This is a genomic window from Planomicrobium sp. CPCC 101110 (genome assembly GCF_007859395.1).
Taxonomy (GTDB): Bacteria; Bacillota; Bacilli; order Bacillales_A; family Planococcaceae; genus Planococcus.
This window is the reverse complement of sequence record NZ_VOHD01000003.1, coordinates 604,926-623,762: the sequence shown is the minus strand read 5'-3', so window position 1 is coordinate 623,762 and position 18,837 is coordinate 604,926. Positions and strand designations below refer to the sequence as shown.

Below are 18,837 nucleotides of genomic sequence, written 5' to 3'. Positions count from 1 at the left end.
GATTGCAAGGGAGTGGAAAGAATGATCAGCAAAGTGGGCCAGGTTATGCTGTATGTTAAAGACCAAGACAGAGCAGTGGATTTTTGGACAACAAAACTAGGGTTTATTGTAGTTTCTGATGAAAGCGGCCATGGAATGAGATGGATTGAAATTGCCCCGCTTGGGAATTCCGGAAGCAACATTGTTTTACATAACAAAGAAGCGGTAGCTAAAATGTCGCCTGAACTCAATCTAGGCACACCTTCATTGATGTTTTTTACGGAAGATGCGGAAAAGCTTCATAACGATTTATCCGAAAAAGGGATTATCGCAGGAGATATTGTAGACATGCCCACAGGCAAAGTGTTCAACTTTGCCGACAGTGAAGAAAATTATTTTGCGGTGATGGAAAAGCCAAAGTAAAAAGGACTCGTTCGAGTCCTTTTTACTTTGGCTTATTATTGGATAGAGTCGCCTCTTCGAATATTTCGAATTGCCACCGTTACTTTGAACAAATCCCCATCGACTTCAATTTTCATGGAGCCGCCGTGAAGTTCGACAATAGACTGGGCAATTGCTAAGCCAAGGCCGGATCCTTCGGTTTGCCGCGAAACATCTCCTCGCTTGAAGCGTTCAAACAATTCGTCTGTATTCTCCCCAAGTTCATAGCGGGTGACGTTCTTAATGACAAATTCCGCTTGGCCATCCGCTTCGGTCAAAGAAATATAAACGCGCGTGCCCGGCAAGGCATATTTGATTGCATTGATAATTAGGTTGTCCAATACGCGCCACCATTTCTGGCCGTCCGCATGAATGCAGATTGCTTTATCCGGTGCATTGATCCGAAAATCAAGGCCGGACGCTTCAATGTCTTCCGCATGTTCCGCAAGTGCCTGGGTCATCAATTGCGTCAGATCCAGACGAGTCCGCTGAAGCTCCATATTGCCGCTCGCCATTTTCGACACTTCAAACAGATCTTCGATGAGCGTTTTCAAGCGCTGTGATTTGCGGTCAAGAATTGCCACATAGGACAAGCGCTCCTCATCGGAAAGATCCGGCGCTTTCATCAAATCGGTATAGGTGATGATAGAAGTGAGCGGTGTGCGAAGGTCATGGCTGACATTGGTGATCAGTTCCGTTTTCAGCCGCTCGCTTTTCGCCTGCTCGGACATCGATTGCCGAACCCCTTCTTTCAGCAAGTTCAACTGGCGCGCATGATGCGCCAAAGCTGATTTGCCTCGGATTGGAAGCTCCTCATTCAATCGCCCATTCGCAATGTTTTCTGTGCCTTGCATCAAGACATTCAAATATCCGAAGCGGTTCAGCATGAAAAACAGAACCGGAAGGCCGATAAAGAGCGTCGCCGGAATCCAGATGAGTATCGTTCCCCCAACAAAGAACATTAGAGCTGTACCGAAGCCCCAGAAAAAGATGACGATCAATAACATAAGCGCTTGAAAGCCGATTGATTTATTCAGAAAAGCTTGCTGGGCAGTAAAAAAGCTTTGCAGTGCAATGCTTTGCTGCAATTCGACTTTCAATGATCGTTCGTTTTTGTAATATGCTGTAAACCAAATCAATTGCAAAACAGCTAAGCCGATAAGTAGCAAGGCAGTACTAAAATGCACGAACATCCATATTGAGTTCTGCACCATACTGCTATCTGACCATGTATACTGAATGATTGAAAACAGATCTGCTGATGCACCTAATGCAAATATTAAGGTAAAGAGAATGAGTAAAAATCGAATTTCAATCATTAACTTTTTCCACTTGTGGTATAAAAAAACGCTAACAAACCACTTTTTTTCATATTTTAGCGTAGTAAAGAGCAGAATGATGCCGGCAATTGCCATAGCCGCAAATATAAACAACATGTTTTTGGCAAATTCAAATCGCTGTATTTCTTCCGCATACATTGAAGCAGCCAGCAAATCCTTATCTATTTGAACCGTCCCTTCAAATTTCGCATTGGAATACAGCACATCTTCTGGCACAGCCATATCTAACGTATAGTAGCTAGTATAGGACGAGCTTAACGGATCTCCCGCAGTATATGTTTGTTCAAAAAACGGATTTTCCTTAATTGTCCCTTTTGTGAAGGTTTCACCGGTTTCAATATCCTTTAACCGGTACACATAGTAAGCCGACTCTTCTAAAAAGGAAGACTTTGAACTGCTAATTTGATTGATTGCTTGAGTAAGTCCTGCTGCACGCTCTTCTTTTATCTTTTCGCGCACCACATCGTCGTCTGCAAAGTTGGCAGTAATGGCTCCAAGTTTTTTATCGCGTTCTTCTATAAGGACTTTCTCGAGGCTTTCATTATTTGAACTTTGGGCCTGTTCAATATCAATAATGTATTGATCTTGAATGCTCCTGATCTGATCAGCCAGGTTTCCATAACGGTTGCGATATTCTTCAATATCTTCAGCAGTTATTGGCCATTCCTTATCTTTTGTTATTGGATCTAGTACAAGTGCAATCAACTGATCTGTAAAGAGGTTATAATTGTGGCTGAATTCTTCTGTTTCAACATACGATTTGCCAAAATGCCTTGAACCCATTTCCAACATGCTGAAAAACCCAAGCAAAACCAGGGATACAACCCCTAACCATATCCATTTTTTCATTTTAAGCATCCCCTTGTGTCATTGTCCGAAGTGAAGCCAGCAGTTCGGATGCCGGCGGAGAAAACAGCATATCCCAGATAAATGAAAAACAGTAAAGCAAGCTGAACAAAGCGATGATAACAGCAGCAATTGACCAAAGATCATTTTTCAATTTTGTAGCCAATGCCCCACACCACCTTCAAGTATCTTGGATTTTTCGGATCCGCTTCGATTTTTTCCCGGATTTTCCGGATATGGACAGCGACAATATTCTCTGCGTTATAGGCGGGTTCGTTCCATACCCGTTCGTAAATATCCCGTATAGAGAAAACACGTCCGGCATTTTCCATCAATAGTTCGGTAATTTTAAACTCGATAGGTGTCAGTTTGACCGGTTCACCATGAAGGCTGACTTCTTTTGATTCGGCATCCAGCACCAATCCGTCAATTTCCAGGCGCTGATTTTTCTCTTGGTATGTCCCAAGTGTGACGTATCGTCTTAGTTGAGATTTGACCCGTGCCACCAGTTCCATCGGATGAAACGGCTTGGTCACATAATCATCTGCTCCAACGGATAGTCCGTGTATTTTGTCGGAATCCTCCGCTTTGGCACTGAGCATGATAATCGGGATGTTGCGCCGTTCCCGAATTTTAAACGTTGCGGAAATGCCGTCCAATTTTGGCATCATAATGTCCAGAATAATGACATGCACTTCATTGGACTCCAGCTGTTCGATTGCTTCAAGGCCGTTTGAAGCTTTCAAGACCCGGTAGCCTTCGTTTTTCAAATAGATTTCTATACCGTCCCGGATATCTTGGTCATCATCTGTTACCAGTACCGTAAATTGGCTCATTGTCCACACCTCTTTCATCTATGTCCTTATTGTATAAGTTAAATCTTAAGTAGAGCTTAGGGAAAATATGAAGAAATTCTTAAGAAAAAAAGACGGCGCATCAATTGCTGGCCGTCTTTTTCCCGATCGTTTTTTTCTTTGCAAGGGTCAAGACCAGAATTCCGCAAAGCAGTAAGAAGACGCCCGACCATGCGGTGCCGCTTAAGGTTTCCCCGACAACCAGCACTCCAAGAAGAGATGCAGTCAGCGGCTCTGCCAGCGACAGCGTGACGGCGGATGACGACGCGATTTGTTTTAATCCTGTTGAAAACAAGATATAGGAAAGGCCGGTGGCTGCAATGCCCAAATATAAAATGACACCTAAGTTTTGTGGAGCCTGTATGTATGTTAAATCCAAAAACAGCAAAAATGGCAGCAAAAACAGCGCACTCAATGAGAAAATCACTGCGACCGCAGGCACCGCTTCCATCGCTTGAAGCACGGATTTGCTGACGATGGCGTATCCCGCAAATGACAAGCCTGCCCCTAATGCCAATAGGACGCCGAACGAATCGATGGTCGCTGATTCAGTGTTTGCGAACAGCAGAAAACAGCCGGCAATCGCGCACGCCGTGGCAATCATCCAGATGCGGTCCGGATTCTTCTTAAAGAAAGTCCACTCCAGAATCCCGGTAAAAACAGGCGCGCTCCCGATTGCCACTACTGTTCCGACCGCAATGCCCGTCAGTTGGACGGATGAAAAAAATAAAGGCTGAAACAGCGCCATCGCGGCAGCCGATAACCAAGCCGCTTTCCATGGAATCGTTCTGGCGTTCAAGGTTTTTGCCCATATTACAAAAGCCAAAAGCGAAAAGCCGCCAATGCTTAAACGAAGGGCGCCAATCGTTAATGGATGCGCGGTTCCATCGATGAATGTCTGGGCGGTTCCAGTCGTCCCCCAAAGCATTGCTGCCAACAGAACCCATAAATAAGGTAAAAAATTCACGTCGTTGCACCTGACCTTTCCTATCTCCATAAATACCTTACCACGAATTTAATTGTTTGAGACCCGGCTTTCCATGAATTATAATAAAGGAAAAAGAGGAGGCGATCATATGTATATGACAGTCCCGGAAACTGCCGCTTTTTTATCCATGCCCGAGGAACAAGTGACCCGCTATGTGCTCGAAGGCCGCATCCGCGCAGTCCATGACGGTGAACAATACTTGGTCAACACCTCACAGTTCGAGTCGCATTTCCTGCAGTTGGAACAGATCAAACAAGAACTTGAAGAATGGCGCAACACACCGATTCCGGATGACATCGACATTAAAGACGAGGATTGAAAAATTTCCATTCCAAAATAAAAAGCCAATCAGCTGAAAGGGTTCAGCTGATTGGCTTTTTGGCTTATTGGAGATTCCGCCTAACTATCGCCCTTTTCTAACCAGCAGGCTGAGAGACGAATAACTGGTTCAATTTCGTTTGGATATGCCCTCCCCATTTTTCGAACTCGACCAAGAAACCGTCATGGCCGAAGTCCGTTTCGACAAGCTGCCAAGCCGCTTTAGGCAATGAGTCCAACCAGGGAGCCATCAGTTCTTGCGGATAAAGCAGGTCATGGGAATAGGATAAGGAAAAAACTTCCGTTTCGATTCCAGCTTTTCGCACATCGTGTGTGTTCATCGCCTTCAGCAACGTTATATAGCTATTGGCATCAAAGCGTTCAGCCAACTTTTTCCCTTGATACGATAAATAAGATTCGACATCAAACTGGCTGCCGTTATGCTCGCGGGAAAAGCGTCTGTTGAACAGCTGGCTGCTCCGGTATGTCACCATGCCCGCCATCCGCGCGACATGGAATCCATTCAGCCGCGCCGAATCTTCATAGTTTCCGCCTTTGAATTCGGCATCCCCTTCAATCGCTTGAATGCCGATGTGATTGAAGGCAATGCCGTAATCGCTGTAAGCCGGCGTTACGGCAAGCGGAAAGATGATATCCACAAAGTCCGGATACAGATGCCCCCACTCCAAAGTTTTCATGCCGCCGAGCGAGCCGCCGATTACAGCGGCCAAGTGGCTGACGCCCAACCTTTCCAAAGCTGCCCGCTCCGCCCTGACCATATCGCGAATCGTCAAAAGCGGAAAAGAGGCGCGGTAAGGTTCTCCGGTTTCCGGATTGACCGACTGTGGGCCTGTCGATCCATTGCAGCCGCCGAGTACGTTAAACGTGATCACTTGAAACACATTTGTATCCACTGCTTTTCCCGGCCCGATCAATCCTGCCCACCACCCCGGCCTTTCTTCTGTTCCGACGCTATGCTGGTCTCCAGTCAACGCATGGCAAACAAGAATGGCTGGGGCATCCTTTTTGCCTACCCGTTCATAGGCGAGCGATGCGCCGTGTAAAACCTGGTTTGACTCAAGAACAAGAGAGCCGATGGATACTGAAGCCACATGAATCCCCTCCTATACGTTTTCTAACACCGCAGCTTTTATCGCCTGTTCAAGGTCCGCAATCAAATCATCTGCATTCTCGAGTCCGACCGATAAACGGATCAATTCTTCCGTAACGCCTGACAATTCCAGCTCTTCTTTCTGCAATTGCTGATGCGTCGTCGAAGCAGGATGGATGATGAGTGATTTCGCGTCTCCGACATTGGCTACATGCGACCATAACGCAACGCTGTCAATGACTTTTCTGCCTGCTTCGCGTCCGCCCTTCACGCCGAAGTTGACGATGGAGCCGAATGTGCCTTTCAGGTATTTCTGCGCAAGGACATGCGACGGATGGTCTTCAAAGCCGATATAATTGACCCATTCCACTTGTGGATGCTCCCGCAAAAACTCGGCGACTTTCCGTGCATTGCTGCTGTGTTTCGGCAGGCGCAAATGCAAGGTTTCAAGGCCCTGCAAAAATGCATGGGCACTTTCCGGGCTTAGCGCCGGCCCAAAATCGCGCAGCAGCTGGACGCGGAGTTTGGTCGCAAATGCCGCTTCCGGCACATCGATTCCAAAACGGATGCCATGATAGCTTTCATCCGGTTCCGTATAGTTCGGGAAACGTGAATTGTTCCAATCGAACTTGCCGGCATCGACCACAATGCCGCCGATCGTCGTCCCATGTCCGCCAATCCATTTCGTAGCCGAATGGATGACAACATCCGCCCCGAATCCGATCGGGTTGCTGCCGTATGGAGAAGCGAATGTATTATCGATCAACAGCGGAATGCCGTTTTCATGCGCGATGTCCGCCACTTTCTCAACGTCAAAAACATTCAGGCTCGGATTGCCGATGATTTCTCCGAACAGCGCTTTAGTCTTATCGGTGATTGCTGCCCGGAAATTCTCCGGATCCGCGGCATCCACGAATTTCACCTTGATGCCATAGCGCGGCAGTGTATTGGCGAAAAGATTATAAGTGCCTCCGTATAAATTGCTGTCTGCAACAATTTCATCCCCCGCCTCAGCGATATTCAGCACTGAAAACGCGATGGCCGCCATGCCGGATGCGAGGGCCACGGCAGCTGTCCCGCCTTCAAGAAGCGCCACCCGCTGCTCGAATACATCGACTGTCGGATTCATGATGCGCGAATAAATGTTTCCCGGCTCTTTCAAGCCGAAAAGGTTCTGGGCATGCTCTGTGCTTTTGAACACATAAGAAGTTGTTTTATGGATCGGCACCCCTCTTGCCCCTGTTCCTGGATCAGGCTGTTGTCCTCCGTGCAGTAAAAGCGTTTCCGGTTTGAAATTTGTCATTGTCAATTCCTCCTAGTGTTTTTTATAGATGGATTCCAAAGACGAGGAGGGAAAAGAAAAAAGCCCTCTTCGTTAAGAAGAGGGCCGTCATATACGGAGATACCTCCTCTTATCTGCCAGACCTATCGCCGGTCTGTAGGATTTAGCACCTTTGCAAGCAGGATCGCTTGCAGGTTGCCGGGCATCGCAGGGCCTATTCCCTCCGCCTCTCTTGATAAGAGTATTCAGATTTAGTTTTCCATCATGTGGAAAAGTATAAAAAGTCTTTTCCCATTTGTCAAGGGAAGTTATTATAAAATTTAGAAACTTTCTCGCTGCTAAAACGTTTATTATTCAAGAGGGGGATTAAGATGATTTTATGGATTGCTATTGCACTTATAACAGGTTATTTTATCGGATGTCTGCATGGATCCCTGGCAGCCCAGTTCCTATCAGGCATCAATATCAAAAAAGAAGGCGTCAAAAATTCCGGGGCTTCGAACGCCGCTATCGTGCTCGGCTGGAAATACGGAGCCCTTGTCGCTTTCCTGGACATTGCCAAAGGGTTTGCCGCGGTGGCTGGTTTAAGGATGCTGCTTGAAGGGATTAGTTTGCCGAATGAAATGGTATGGACAATGCTTTTTGTTGCCGGCGCCGGAGTGGTATTTGGACACAACTTCCCTTTTTACATGAATTTCGATGGCGGAAAAGGGACTGCGGCAGTGATTGGGGTGATGCTTGCGCTTGACTGGGAATTGGGATTGGCCGGCGGTTTGCTGCTGGTGGCAGCAGCTTTGACAACCGGGTATCTGGTGATTGGCGTGCTTCTTCTCTACGGCATGTTCATGGCTATCGCTTTATGGCCGGCTGAAAGTGTCTGGCCGATTGTAACAGCCTTGCTGCTTTTTGCCATGGCGGTGTGGAAACATCTTGAGAATATTGCGCGCATCAGAAACGGGACGGAAACAAAAGTATCCTCCGTGTTCAAGAAAAAAACGGCCGGCTCTAATTGAAAGAGCCGGTTTTCCTTTCAAAACGCCTTTATTTCTGCTGCAAATTTCTATGTTTGAAAAACTTTTTTCAAAAGGTTCTTGACTTTTTTATTATTTCACACTAAAGTAAAACTCACAAATCAAATACGTACATCACTTTCTTATCCAGAGAAACCGAGGGACAGGCCCTATGACGTTTCGGCAGCGGGTTCGCTTTTTGCGGACACTGTGCTAATTCCTGCAAATGCGCTTTTGCGTGTTTGGAAGATGAGAAATTAGATGGTTTCATGCGAAGCCTTCTTTTTTCTTGCGGACAAGAAAAAAGAAGGCTTTTTTATTTTTTGGAAAAGCTGATGTATAAAAGGTTTGCTAAGATCTACACTGCTTGAGGAGGAAGACATATGATTCAATTTGAGGGAGTCACCAAGACCTACCAGTCAGGAAAACAAGAGATCCATGCATTGAACGGAATCGACCTGACAGTGGAAACCGGGGAAATTTTTGGCGTCATCGGTTTCAGTGGGGCTGGAAAAAGCTCGCTCATCCGTACAGTCAACTTACTGGAACGGCCGACCACCGGCCGTGTGAAAATACATGGAAAAGATATTTCCACTTTTACCAGCAAAGAAATACGGACGACGCGCAAGGATATCGGCATGATATTTCAGCATTTCAATCTGCTGAACTCGAAAACAGTTTTCCACAATGTGGCAATGCCGCTTATCCTGGCGAAAACCCCCAAAAACAAAATTAAAGATCAAGTGAAAAACTTGCTCGATTTTGTCGGTCTTGCCGATCAGGCCGAAAAATACCCGGACCAATTATCAGGCGGACAAAAGCAGCGCATCGGAATTGCCCGTGCTCTTGCCACAAACCCTTCCGTCCTTCTATGCGACGAAGCAACTTCCGCCCTGGATCCCCAAACGACCCAATCCATTTTGGATCTGCTCCGGAAGATCAATCGCGAGTACAGCATCACTATTTTGCTGATTACCCACGAGATGGGCGTTATCCGGGAAATCTGCGATAAAGTGGCTGTGCTTGAAGCGGGGAAAGTGATTGAGCAAGGAACGGTATTCGATGTCTTCACCAATCCGCAGCAGCCGACAACACAACGTTTTGTCCGCTCTGTCATGAATGATGAACTGCCGGAAACCTTGTTGCAGCAAATACAGAATGCGGGAAGCGATCATTCAATCTACCGCATCCAGTTTACCGGCACTTCTGTAGGCCGGCCGCTTATTTCCCAGATATCACGGGAATTCAACCTCGACCTTAATGTTCTGTTCGGCAACATTACAGAATTGCAAGGCACGCCGTACGGCAACTTGATTGTCGAATTTATCGGCGACCGCCCGGAAATTGACCGTGCTTTATCTGCTATCCGAAAAAGCGACGCCACGGTCGAGGAGGTAACAAACTATGCTAGTTAACAACGAACAAATTTTAGAAGCCCTGTGGGAAACGGTTTACATGACCGGTGTCTCTTTTGCTTTCTCGCTCCTGATCGGTTTTCCGCTCGGCATCTTGCTGGTGGTAACACGCAGAGGGCACCTGCTTCAAAACGAAGCCATTTTCAAAGTGCTGAACGTCATCATCAATATTTTCCGTTCTGTGCCATTTATCATCTTAATGGTTGCCATCATCCCTTTAACGCGCCTTATTGTCGGGACTTCAATCGGCACATCGGCAGCGATTGTCCCACTCGTCTTCTATGCGGGCCCTTATATCGCCAGGCTGATCGAGAACTCGCTGCTTGAAGTTGACAAAGGGGTAATCGAAGCTGCTCAAGCGATGGGTGCATCTCCTGGTCAAATCATTTTCCGCTTTCTCATTCCGGAAGCGCTCAGCTCGCTCGTCCTGGCATTGACCATAGCCATCGTCGGGTTGATCGGAGCCTCAGCAATGGCTGGTGCAATCGGCGGAGGCGGTCTCGGCGACTTGGCCATCACCTATGGCTATCAGCGATTTGATACGCTTGTCATGGTATTGACTGTCGCTATTCTTGTAGTGCTGGTGCAAGGGGTACAGTCCCTTGGAAATATTTTATCGAAACGTGTGCGACGCAGTTAAATTTTCACCAGAGACTAAACTAAATTATTGGAGGAAGTAAAACATGAAAAAAATAACAGCATTATTAGTATTAGCCTTAACAGCTTTGATTTTGGCAGCTTGCGGAAGCGGCGGAGAAGAGTCCGGCGCTGAGGGGAACAGAAAAATCACCTTGGGCATCAGTGGTTCTGACACTACAATTTGGGATTTCGTTGCCGATAAAGCGGAAAAAGAAGGCATTGACCTTGAAATCGTTACATTCTCTGATTATGTAGCACCGAATATCGCGCTTGCTGAAGGCGAGCTGGACTTGAACGCTTTCCAAACCATTTCTTATTTCGATGAATTCGTTGCAGAGCACAAAATTGATATCGTGCCAATCGGTTCTACTGTAATTGCTCCAATGGGCCTTTACTCTGATAAATACAAGTCTATTGAAGAATTGCCGGAAGGCGCTCAAATCGCTTTGCCGAACGAAGCGACAAACATGGGCCGCGGACTTCTGCTTTTGCAAGAAGCTGGTTTGATCAAATTATCGGATGATGCAGGGCTGACTGGAACTGCCGAAGACATCATTGAAAACCCGAAAAACATCGAACTTGTTCCAATGGTTTCCGGCCAGACACCACGCGCAATGGCGGATGTTGCGGCATCTATCATCAACAACGGAATCGCTGTTGATGCAGGGCTGAACCCTACTGAAGATCCAATTGCCCGCGAAAGCAATACAGCGAAGCCATACATCAACCTGATCGCTGCGAGCAAAGAAAACGCGGATGATCCGGATTACTTGAAAATCGTTGAATTATACCAACAAGAAGACACTAAAGAATTTATCATCGAACATACTAAAGGGGCACAAATCCCGACATTCATCCCTGTGGAAGAATTGGTCGATTACCAATAATATTCGAGGAGGAAACCATATGACAGTAGTTAGAGAAGCAGCTGAAACCATTTCCCAGTCAATCGAATCAAAACGCGGAGAGTATATCGCGACAAGCCAGGCCATCCATGCAAAACCGGAAATCGGCAACGAAGAAGTTTTCGCCAGCGCCACGCTGGTTGAATTGCTCGAAGACGCCGGATTTACTGTGGAAACGGCTGTGGCTGGCCATGAAACTTCCTTTTTTGCCAGCAAAGAAAGCAGCCTTCCTGGCCCGACTATCGCCTACCTGGCGGAATACGACGCTCTGCCGAAAATCGGCCATGCATGCGGCCACAACATTATCGGAACAACAAGTGTTGCAGCTGCGATTGCATTGTCGGAAACCTTCTCCTTCACCGGTGGACGTGTAGTAGTGCTTGGCACGCCAGCCGAAGAAGGCGGCCCAAACGGCAGCGCGAAAGGCAGTTTCGTGAAGCATGGCCTCCTCAAAGGCATCGATGCAGCGTTAATGATTCATCCTTCCGGGAAATCGGCGATTACCGGCCCTTCTCTCGCTGTCGATCCCCTGGATTTTCATTTTTACGGCAAACCTGCACATGCTGCGGCGTCACCCGAAGAAGGTGTCAACGCACTGGATGCGGTCATTCAGTTGTTCAACAGCGTCAATGCGCTCCGCCAGCAGTTACCGTCCGATGCGCGTGTCCATGGCATCATCACTCATGGCGGCGACGCACCGAACATCATTCCGGAATATGCTTCCGCCCGTTTCTTTATACGCGGCGATTCCTGGAAAAAAACGGCTGACACTGCACAAAAAATCCGGGCCATTGCAGAAGGGGCTGCCCTTGCAACAGGCGCGACTGTCAAGATTGAACGTTTCCAGAATGAAGTGAAAGACTTGGTTCTTACCGACGCATTGGATGCAGTTGTGCGTGAGGAATTGCAGGAGGTCGGCGAAGATGTCGCCGCTTCACGTTCAACAGGTCTTGGTTCGACAGACGCAGGCAATATCAGTTACGAAGTGCCGACAGCCCATCCTTACATCAAAATCGGACCGGATGATCTGATTGCCCATACGGTTGAATTCCGTGAAGCAGCAAAATCGGAAGCAGGCAATGAAGCGCTCATCAAAGGTGCAAAAGCCCTTGCCAATACAGGCTATCGCTTATTGACTGATCCGGAGCTGCTGGCAGAAGTTAAAAAATCCCATGCGCAGGCTTTAGAAGCGAAATCAAAATAAGTTACAGTAAGGCAGGGCTCCTTCCCGGGAACCCTGCCTTTTTCATTTGTGCGGATTCGCATGCAAAGCTTGATGGCAAGAATTTCATGCCGATAAGGTTGATCTGAATTTTCTTGGTGCGTTTCTTCTTCTCCGCATATTGCCAAAATTCGTTCTTTTCATGCTAAAATGGAAGTAATACATATAATAGGAGGATTCATCTATGTTAGAAACGTTAATTGAACGCCTTGTGCGCTACGCAAAAATCGATACGCAATCCGATTTCGCCACCAGCTCCACCCCTTCGACACCAGGACAATGGGATTTGCTTCGGGAGCTGGAAAAGGAAATGAACGCAATCGGCCTTCAGGAAGTCGAAATGGACGGGCATGGCTACCTGTTCGGCACGCTCCCTTCCAACACAGACAAGGATCTTCCGGTCGTCGGCTTTTTGGCGCACATTGATACCGCGACAGATTTCACCGGCAAAAACGTCAATCCGCAGCGGGTTGAAAACTACGACGGCAACGATATTCAGTTAAGCGAAACGGTGGTCATGTCCCCTGCTGATTTTCCGGCATTGAAAAATTACGTCGGTCATACATTGATTACGACAGACGGCACGACGCTGCTCGGCGCCGACAACAAAGCAGGCATCGCTGAAATCATGACAGCGATGGAATACCTGGTCCAGCATCCGGAAATCAAGCACGGCAAAATCCGTGTAGCTTTCACTCCTGATGAAGAAATCGGCAAAGGACCGCACAAGTTCGATGTTGCCCGCTTTGGCGCGGACTTTGCGTATACGATGGATGGCGGACCGCTTGGCGAATTGCAGTATGAAAGCTTCAACGCTGCAGCGGCTAAGCTGACAGTCCAAGGCAAAAGCGTCCATCCTGGTTCTTCAAAAAATAAAATGGTCAACGCTTCCGCAGTGGCGATCCGCTTCCAGCAGGAAATGCCCAAAAACGAAGTGCCTGAGTTAACAGAAGACTACGAAGGTTTTATCCACCTGAACAGCTTTCATGGCGATGTGGAAAAAGCCGACTTATCCTATATTATCCGCTATTTTGACAAAGGCGAGTTTGAAGCGAAAAAAGCATTCATGCAGCAAACAGCGGAAAAACTGCAAGGCGAATACGGTGTGGATGCTGTGAAACTTGAGATCGAAGACCAATACTACAATATGCGCGAGAAAATTGAGCCGGTAATGGAAATCGTCGATTCTGCAGAAGCAGCCCTCAAAACTCTAGGCATCGAGCCGAATATCGTTCCTGTCCGCGGTGGAACAGACGGCTCCCAATTGTCCTACATGGGCATGCCAACTCCAAACATCTTCACCGGTGGTGAAAACTACCACGGAAAATACGAGTTCATTTCCGCGGAGAACATGGAAAAAGCCGCGCAAGTCATTGTGGAAATCGTCAAATCAATGGAACAAAAATAAGATACCTTTTTGCAGACACTAAATATCGCCATACAAAAAGCCCGTTCAACTTAACAGTTGAACGGGCTTTTTCTTTCAGATGATGCTTCGTCCATTTTGCGCCAAAGCATAGTGGATGCCGTGCTGCAAAGTTTGGAAACAGTTGAATTTAGATAAATTGATGCCGGATTCGGCGATGACCATGCTCATCTGCGGCGAAATGCCAACCAGGATTGTGGTCGTTCCGATCAACGAAGCGGTGGCTCCAAGTTTATCGATCAAACTTGCCGCATGCTCGGTAAATTTGTTTGTTAAGCCGGTCAAATCCAGGACCAGGTATTTCGCTTTATGGGTCGGCAGGTTTTGCAAGGTCTTCACCAGCAATTCTTCCGCGCGGTTCTCATCATAAGTCCCTAAGAGCGGAACGACTACAATGTCTTCCAAAACCGGAATGATCGGCGAAGAGATTTCTTTGATCAATTCGCTCAACTCGGCGGTTTTTTCTTCAACCAGATTTTCCAGTTTGCTGATTTGTTCCGCTTCTTTTGAGCGGGCAAGCCGGTGGATGTTCTTTTCAACGTTCTCCTCAGAAGGAAAATACTGAATCCGCGTCTCATCAAATCCTTCGATTTGATGATGAACAACTTTATACCAGATGTTGCGCCCTAAAAGTTTCGTGAAAATCCCAGCATAATGGGCCGGCAGAAAATTGCCGCCCACTTTTTTGCCTTGCGCAACGTTTATTTCATGTTCCCAGCTATTGCTTAAGTGAACTTCAAGCGTGCCTTCTTCCGTATTCAATTCCCGGATTTCAGCCAATCCCCAACCTGCAGAAGCATATGTATTAGTTATCAGTCCAGCGGCTGTTGCTACATCGACATCTTTTTTATCAGCGAAGTAATCGCCAACCACCATTCCTTGGCGGAACCCGGTTGTTTCCAGCACTACACCTGCCGCTTCTTCCCCAGAAATTTCTTCTACCGAGTCGAAGAACATTTTCATGGCAGTGGAAGTCCAAAAAAGGACGGAATCTTGTCCTTCAAATTGAAATTTCCCTTTGTCTAAATCCCAGTTGAATTGCAATCCGCCCACTGTAATCGAAGGTTTATTTTCCATGATGCAACTCCTTTCGTTCAATGATTCTATCTTATCATAGTATTTCTGCAAGTAGCTATTCTCAGGTTTTCCTATAACCGGAATAGCGCAAATGCCTCTCCTGTACTTTGCCTGCCAGACCCGTCCATGTTTTAAATGTCACCAATAAAGGAATATACAACTAACATCAAAAGAAAGAGGTGCTTGATCAATGACGAACAATCATCCTGGTGATGGCAAGCCTGAAAAAAAAGCAGTTCCTTCCATGGATAATCCCGAACAATTCACTACTGATAACCAAAGCATTCAAGATATGTTCGAAGAAGAACAAAATGTGGATAGCATTCCATTAGAAGATTTGAAACAAGATATGCGAGATGAAGCGAACCCACGTGCAACAAAAGAAAATTCAGCCAGCGAGGAGAAATATCCGGATTGATATTGAATGCACAAGAGCTTTCATCAAAAGAACCGCATGAATAGTTCCATACGGTTCTTTTTTATTTGAATATGATTAATAACTTAAAGGAGAGATGACAATGACCCAAGAAGAATTGAAGAACAATGCATTGAAAATTCTAGAAGAAAGCCATGTGGGAACTTTGGCGACAGTGAAAGACAACAAACCGCATTCCCGCTACATGACATTTTTTAATGACGAATTCACATTGTATACGGCGACCAGCAAACAAACCCAAAAAGTTGAGGAGCTTGAAGCTAACCCCCACGCCCATATTCTTTTAGGCTATGAAGGTCAAGGGGTCGGTGATGCTTTCCTTGAAATCGAAGGCGAAATGGGTATCCACGACGAACAAAGCATGATTGACAAAGTATGGAACGATGCCTTGAAGGGCTGGTTTACAGGTCCAGATGATCCGAACTTGGTCATTCTGGCCATCAAGCCGAGCCGGGTCCGCCTCATCAATAAAAAAGGCGAAGAGCCTCAAACAATTGAATTGCAATAATAAAAAACGGCTCGCGTTGATCGAGCCGTTTTTTATATTGGTGAAATTCCTGCTTCAATCCATCAGCAGTCCTCTGCTTTTCATTTCATTTTTCGCAGTAAATATAACAAGTAAGGTGTTCCGATCAATGCGACGACGAGGCCGCTTGGAATGTCTTTTGGTGCAATCAAAATGCGTCCGATAAAATCAGCGGTTACCAGCAGCAAGCCCCCGAGCAAGCCTGAAGCAAGCATAAGGGGCAGATGGCGGAAGCCGACCAATCGGCGCGCGATATGCGGAGCCACTAAGCCGATAAAACCGATTGTCCCGACCACCGACACCGCAATTGTTGAAATCGCTACGCCGATGATCAATGCCCATACACGCGTTGAGCGGATATTCAAGCCAAGGCCAGCCGCTACATCGTCGCCGAATGTCAGTGTATCCAGGCTGCGGGTGATGTAAACTGCCGGCCAGATAAACAGGACAAATAAAATCAGGGCAAATTGGACATCTTCCCACCCTTTGCCGTATGTGCTCCCTGACAGCCAGACAAGCGCGCTGGCAACAGCCAATTTTGCTTTGACCACAAACACTTGAGTAGCGGCGGAACCGAAGGCTGAAATGGCAATGCCCATTAAAGCGACGAGCATCGGCTGAAAATTGTTCTTCCAAGCCGTCACCAAGATGATGCCAAGCGCCAAAACCGCACCAAGCGTTGCACCAAGCGGCAAAAATGCCGGAGGGATTTCAGGAAATACGACGAGCAGGAGCATCGCGCCAGCTCCAGCCATCGACGTAACGCCAAGTACGCTTGAATCGGCCAATGGGTTGCGGAGCACGCCTTGTAAAATCACTCCGGTAATCGCCAGCATGACGCCGACGATAAATGCAGTAAGCACCCGGGGCACCCGGAAATTCCAGACTACCGGCTTCATCCAGTCAAATGACCATTCGGCCCCATTAAAGCTCAGCGCCAACGTTATGATGATAGCGATCATGGCCATGAGGAGCGGCACAACCAATTTCAAACGAATCGGTTTTGTGGTGCCGCCCATTTGGCGATCGCCGCGTTTCAGCGATTTTGCTGTCTTCCATGCCAGATACAACAACCACGGTCCGCCAATCAGCGCAGTCATTGCACCGACAGGCACTTCCTGTCCGGGCTGGATGAGCCGCCCAAGCACATCAGCTCCGATTAGCATGACACTCCCCCATAAAAAGGAGTGGATGAAAATCGGCAAATGGCCTCGGATTCCCATCATCCGGACAATGTGTGGCGCCATCAGGCCGATAAAGCCGATTGGCCCGACGACACTTACTGTCGCAGCGGACAGTACGATGGCGGCTCCCCATGCAGACAGCTTGACGAGTTGGACATTTTGGCCGAGAGATGAAGCTATGTCTTCACCAAGCGACAGCACGTCCATCGATTTTGCAAGCAATAAGGAAGCAAGCAGGAAAGCAGCAATGACCGGCGCCGCAAATTGCACTCCGTCCCAATTCAATTGGACGAGAGTCCCTGACCCCCATAAAAAGAGGCCATTGGTCTGGTTTTCAAACAATAATTGCATCGCCCCGGTCATTGAAGAAAATAACAGCGAAATGATCATTCCTGTAAGCGCGACCCGAACGGGATCCATTTGCTTTCCTGATAGCCCCACAACCAATAGAGAAGAAATGACCGCCCCTAAAAGTGCCGTGATGAATGGAAATTGCCCAAAGAACGAAGGAAAGAAAATAACCGAGACAACCACGAAGAAAAATGCGCCGGCATTGATTCCCAACGTCCCTGGCGAAGCAAGCGGATTGTTGGTCAATGTCTGCAGGACGGCGCCGGACACTGCCAACGCCCCGCCCGCCAATAGCCCGATGACGAGCCGCGGCAGCCTGAGGCTTGTGACGATATCCTGGATACGGCCTTCTGCCCAGACTCCTTGGAGGAGCTCTATTGATGTGTAATCCGCTTGCCCTTGCGTCAAATGGACGAGGGATAGCGCAATAAGCAGGAAAAAGCCCCCTGCCAAAGAGACAAAGGACTTCTGTTTTACTTTTCCTTGCATTAGTTATTCACCATAACTTCCGTAATTTGGTTCATGAGTGTCTTCGCTGATAAAGGGCCTCCGTACAGCCACGTGTCAGCGCCTAAATCGTATGTGCGGCCTTCTTTAACAAAAGCCAGGTTTTCCCATACTTCATTGCCTTTTAATTGGTTTTCGTAAATATTATCTTCGTCCGGCACCGTATACAAATAGTTGGCATTTTCATATTTCACTAAGCCTTCGACATTGAATGTGCTAGAGCCGAATATTTCAAATTGATCCGGTTGGTGGACATTGTTCAAGCCGATGCGCTCCAAAATGATCGATGCCATGGAGTTTGGCGTAAAGACGCGAATTTCCGGCGCCTGTGGCCCTGTGTAAGCCAAAGTTAAGATAACGTCTTTTGTCTTCAGGTCCGCCGCTTCAATCTCAGCCGCTTTTTCTTCGTATTCGCTTTCTAGATCTGCAAGCACTTGGTCGGCTTCTGCAGTTTTATCTACAGCTTTTGCAATTTCTTTGAATGTTGTTTCCATTTCCTCATAAAGATCGATGCTTTCATCTTCCGGATATGGATTGAAAATTACCGTCGGTGCGATTTTTTCCAGATCCGCAAGCATTGCATCATGGCGGAAACTGACGCCGATGATCAAATCCGGCTCAATGGCGGCAATCGCTTCCAAGTTAGGTTCTTGCCGCCCTCCCACGTCTGCTACTGTTTCATCCAACTGCGGTTCGATATTGACATAGTTTCCATAATCAGCGATGTCCGCCATACCTGCCGGCTGAACGCCAACCGCCAGCAAATCTTCAGCATAAGTCCATTCAAGAACGACGACTTTTTTAGCTGGCGCATCCAGCGTCACTTCTCCATTTGTCCCTGTAATTGTAACGGGTTCCGCTGCTGTTTCTGTCGCTGGCGGCTCTTCGCTTGCAGAAGAACATCCTGCAAGGACAAGCACCAATGTTGCCAATAACAATAAAATTCGCTGTTGCATATTTTTAACCCCCAAGGTTATTTG

19 protein-coding genes and 2 riboswitches are annotated in these 18,837 nt (G+C 47.4%); of the genes, 10 read left to right on the top strand and 9 right to left on the bottom strand.

Translation table 11 applies throughout. The features are described from left to right. Positions 1-21: 21 nt before the first annotated feature. A complete protein-coding gene (locus FQV30_RS03220) occupies positions 22-402 on the top strand; it encodes a VOC family protein (protein ID WP_146498694.1) in 381 nt (126 codons plus the stop codon). A 35-nt stretch (positions 403-437) separates the two neighbouring features. Here the strand turns inward: FQV30_RS03220 and FQV30_RS03215 are convergent, their stop codons facing one another. From FQV30_RS03215 to FQV30_RS03205, 4 genes are all read right to left on the bottom strand, one after another. Beyond that, positions 438-2,609 carry a sensor histidine kinase gene (locus FQV30_RS03215; RefSeq protein WP_186725505.1) on the bottom strand — a complete coding sequence of 724 codons (2,172 nt, stop codon included), beginning with the start codon at positions 2,607-2,609 and terminating at the stop codon, positions 438-440. A 1-nt stretch (position 2,610) separates the two neighbouring features. Next, positions 2,611-2,772: a hypothetical protein gene (locus tag FQV30_RS17850; RefSeq protein ID WP_186725504.1), complete on the bottom strand. Its 162-nt coding sequence runs from the start codon at positions 2,770-2,772 to the stop codon at positions 2,611-2,613. Then, positions 2,750-3,442: a response regulator transcription factor gene (locus FQV30_RS03210; protein ID WP_146498692.1), complete on the bottom strand. Its 693-nt coding sequence runs from the start codon at positions 3,440-3,442 to the stop codon at positions 2,750-2,752. The genes FQV30_RS17850 and FQV30_RS03210 overlap by 23 nt, the downstream gene beginning before the upstream one ends. A 100-nt stretch (positions 3,443-3,542) precedes the next feature. Beyond that, positions 3,543-4,427, bottom strand: coding sequence for a DMT family transporter (locus FQV30_RS03205; RefSeq protein WP_255473294.1), 885 nt, complete (start codon positions 4,425-4,427; stop codon positions 3,543-3,545). Positions 4,428-4,536: 109 nt separating this feature from the next. On the opposite strand from FQV30_RS03205, the gene FQV30_RS03200 reads away from it, so the two are divergent. Next, on the top strand, positions 4,537-4,767 hold the full coding sequence (locus tag FQV30_RS03200) for a helix-turn-helix domain-containing protein (protein WP_106533930.1): 231 nt from the start codon (positions 4,537-4,539) through the stop codon (positions 4,765-4,767). Between the two features lie 97 nt (positions 4,768-4,864). On the opposite strand, the gene metX is transcribed toward FQV30_RS03200, so the two are convergent. Next, positions 4,865-5,878, bottom strand: a complete 1,014-nt coding sequence (metX, locus tag FQV30_RS03195) for a homoserine O-acetyltransferase MetX (protein WP_146498690.1) — start codon at positions 5,876-5,878, stop codon at positions 4,865-4,867. Between the two features lie 12 nt (positions 5,879-5,890). Further along, on the bottom strand, positions 5,891-7,180 hold the full coding sequence (locus FQV30_RS03190) for an O-acetylhomoserine aminocarboxypropyltransferase/cysteine synthase family protein (protein ID WP_146498689.1): 1,290 nt from the start codon (positions 7,178-7,180) through the stop codon (positions 5,891-5,893). 106 nt (positions 7,181-7,286) lie between these two features. Then, positions 7,287-7,401: riboswitch (SAM riboswitch) on the bottom strand. A 129-nt stretch (positions 7,402-7,530) separates the two neighbouring features. On the opposite strand from FQV30_RS03190, the gene FQV30_RS03185 reads away from it, so the two are divergent. From FQV30_RS03185 to pepT, 6 genes are all read left to right on the top strand, one after another. Continuing rightward, positions 7,531-8,172 (top strand): glycerol-3-phosphate acyltransferase, encoded by a 642-nt coding sequence (locus FQV30_RS03185; protein WP_146498688.1) that lies wholly within the window; start codon positions 7,531-7,533, stop codon positions 8,170-8,172. Positions 8,173-8,309: 137 nt separating this feature from the next. Then, positions 8,310-8,425, top strand: a riboswitch (SAM riboswitch). A 127-nt stretch (positions 8,426-8,552) separates the two neighbouring features. Further along, positions 8,553-9,584 carry a methionine ABC transporter ATP-binding protein gene (locus tag FQV30_RS03180; RefSeq protein WP_146498687.1) on the top strand — a complete coding sequence of 344 codons (1,032 nt, stop codon included), beginning with the start codon at positions 8,553-8,555 and terminating at the stop codon, positions 9,582-9,584. Then, positions 9,574-10,224, top strand: a complete 651-nt coding sequence (locus FQV30_RS03175) for a methionine ABC transporter permease (RefSeq protein WP_146498686.1) — start codon at positions 9,574-9,576, stop codon at positions 10,222-10,224. Before FQV30_RS03180 ends, FQV30_RS03175 begins: the two co-directional genes overlap by 11 nt. Positions 10,225-10,267: 43 nt before the next feature. Then, complete coding sequence (locus FQV30_RS03170) at positions 10,268-11,110, top strand: MetQ/NlpA family ABC transporter substrate-binding protein (RefSeq protein WP_146498685.1); 843 nt, start codon at positions 10,268-10,270, stop codon at positions 11,108-11,110. A 19-nt stretch (positions 11,111-11,129) separates the two neighbouring features. Continuing rightward, positions 11,130-12,332 carry a M20 family metallopeptidase gene (locus FQV30_RS03165; protein ID WP_146498684.1) on the top strand — a complete coding sequence of 401 codons (1,203 nt, stop codon included), beginning with the start codon at positions 11,130-11,132 and terminating at the stop codon, positions 12,330-12,332. Positions 12,333-12,534: 202 nt separating this feature from the next. Beyond that, complete coding sequence (gene pepT, locus FQV30_RS03160) at positions 12,535-13,758, top strand: peptidase T (RefSeq protein ID WP_146498683.1); 1,224 nt, start codon at positions 12,535-12,537, stop codon at positions 13,756-13,758. Between the two features lie 75 nt (positions 13,759-13,833). On the opposite strand, the gene FQV30_RS03155 is transcribed toward pepT, so the two are convergent. Then, positions 13,834-14,853: an STAS domain-containing protein gene (locus FQV30_RS03155; RefSeq protein ID WP_146498682.1), complete on the bottom strand. Its 1,020-nt coding sequence runs from the start codon at positions 14,851-14,853 to the stop codon at positions 13,834-13,836. 190 nt (positions 14,854-15,043) lie between these two features. Between FQV30_RS03155 and FQV30_RS03150 the strand changes: the two genes are divergently transcribed. Both FQV30_RS03150 and FQV30_RS03145 read left to right on the top strand, forming a co-directional pair. Next, a complete protein-coding gene (locus FQV30_RS03150; protein WP_146498681.1) occupies positions 15,044-15,271 on the top strand; it encodes a hypothetical protein in 228 nt (75 codons plus the stop codon). 100 nt (positions 15,272-15,371) lie between these two features. Then, a complete protein-coding gene (locus FQV30_RS03145) occupies positions 15,372-15,797 on the top strand; it encodes a pyridoxamine 5'-phosphate oxidase family protein (RefSeq protein WP_146498680.1) in 426 nt (141 codons plus the stop codon). 80 nt (positions 15,798-15,877) lie between these two features. Here the strand turns inward: FQV30_RS03145 and FQV30_RS03140 are convergent, their stop codons facing one another. Both FQV30_RS03140 and FQV30_RS03135 read right to left on the bottom strand, forming a co-directional pair. Next, a complete protein-coding gene (locus tag FQV30_RS03140; protein ID WP_146498679.1) occupies positions 15,878-17,839 on the bottom strand; it encodes an iron ABC transporter permease in 1,962 nt (653 codons plus the stop codon). Next, positions 17,839-18,813, bottom strand: coding sequence for an ABC transporter substrate-binding protein (locus tag FQV30_RS03135; RefSeq protein WP_146498678.1), 975 nt, complete (start codon positions 18,811-18,813; stop codon positions 17,839-17,841). The genes FQV30_RS03140 and FQV30_RS03135 overlap by 1 nt, the downstream gene beginning before the upstream one ends. Positions 18,814-18,837: the final 24 nt, after the last annotated feature.

Excerpts from the sequence above, each read along its gene's own strand:
- pepT (WP_146498683.1), top strand. The coding sequence starts at position 12,535 with ATGTTAGAAACGTTAATTGAACGCCTTGTGCGCTACGCAAAAATCGAT.
- FQV30_RS03140 (WP_146498679.1), bottom strand. The coding sequence starts at position 17,839 with ATGCAAGGAAAAGTAAAACAGAAGTCCTTTGTCTCTTTGGCAGGGGGC.
- FQV30_RS03185 (WP_146498688.1), top strand. The coding sequence starts at position 7,531 with ATGATTTTATGGATTGCTATTGCACTTATAACAGGTTATTTTATCGGA.
- FQV30_RS03215 (WP_186725505.1), bottom strand. The coding sequence starts at position 2,609 with ATGAAAAAATGGATATGGTTAGGGGTTGTATCCCTGGTTTTGCTTGGG.
- FQV30_RS03190 (WP_146498689.1), bottom strand. The coding sequence starts at position 7,180 with ATGACAAATTTCAAACCGGAAACGCTTTTACTGCACGGAGGACAACAG.
- FQV30_RS03210 (WP_146498692.1), bottom strand. The coding sequence starts at position 3,442 with ATGAGCCAATTTACGGTACTGGTAACAGATGATGACCAAGATATCCGG.
- FQV30_RS03135 (WP_146498678.1), bottom strand. The coding sequence starts at position 18,813 with ATGCAACAGCGAATTTTATTGTTATTGGCAACATTGGTGCTTGTCCTT.
- FQV30_RS03145 (WP_146498680.1), top strand. The coding sequence starts at position 15,372 with ATGACCCAAGAAGAATTGAAGAACAATGCATTGAAAATTCTAGAAGAA.
- FQV30_RS03200 (WP_106533930.1), top strand. The coding sequence starts at position 4,537 with ATGTATATGACAGTCCCGGAAACTGCCGCTTTTTTATCCATGCCCGAG.
- FQV30_RS03165 (WP_146498684.1), top strand. The coding sequence starts at position 11,130 with ATGACAGTAGTTAGAGAAGCAGCTGAAACCATTTCCCAGTCAATCGAA.
- FQV30_RS03155 (WP_146498682.1), bottom strand. The coding sequence starts at position 14,853 with ATGGAAAATAAACCTTCGATTACAGTGGGCGGATTGCAATTCAACTGG.
- FQV30_RS03150 (WP_146498681.1), top strand. The coding sequence starts at position 15,044 with ATGACGAACAATCATCCTGGTGATGGCAAGCCTGAAAAAAAAGCAGTT.
- FQV30_RS03175 (WP_146498686.1), top strand. The coding sequence starts at position 9,574 with ATGCTAGTTAACAACGAACAAATTTTAGAAGCCCTGTGGGAAACGGTT.
- FQV30_RS03180 (WP_146498687.1), top strand. The coding sequence starts at position 8,553 with ATGATTCAATTTGAGGGAGTCACCAAGACCTACCAGTCAGGAAAACAA.
- FQV30_RS03170 (WP_146498685.1), top strand. The coding sequence starts at position 10,268 with ATGAAAAAAATAACAGCATTATTAGTATTAGCCTTAACAGCTTTGATT.
- FQV30_RS03220 (WP_146498694.1), top strand. The coding sequence starts at position 22 with ATGATCAGCAAAGTGGGCCAGGTTATGCTGTATGTTAAAGACCAAGAC.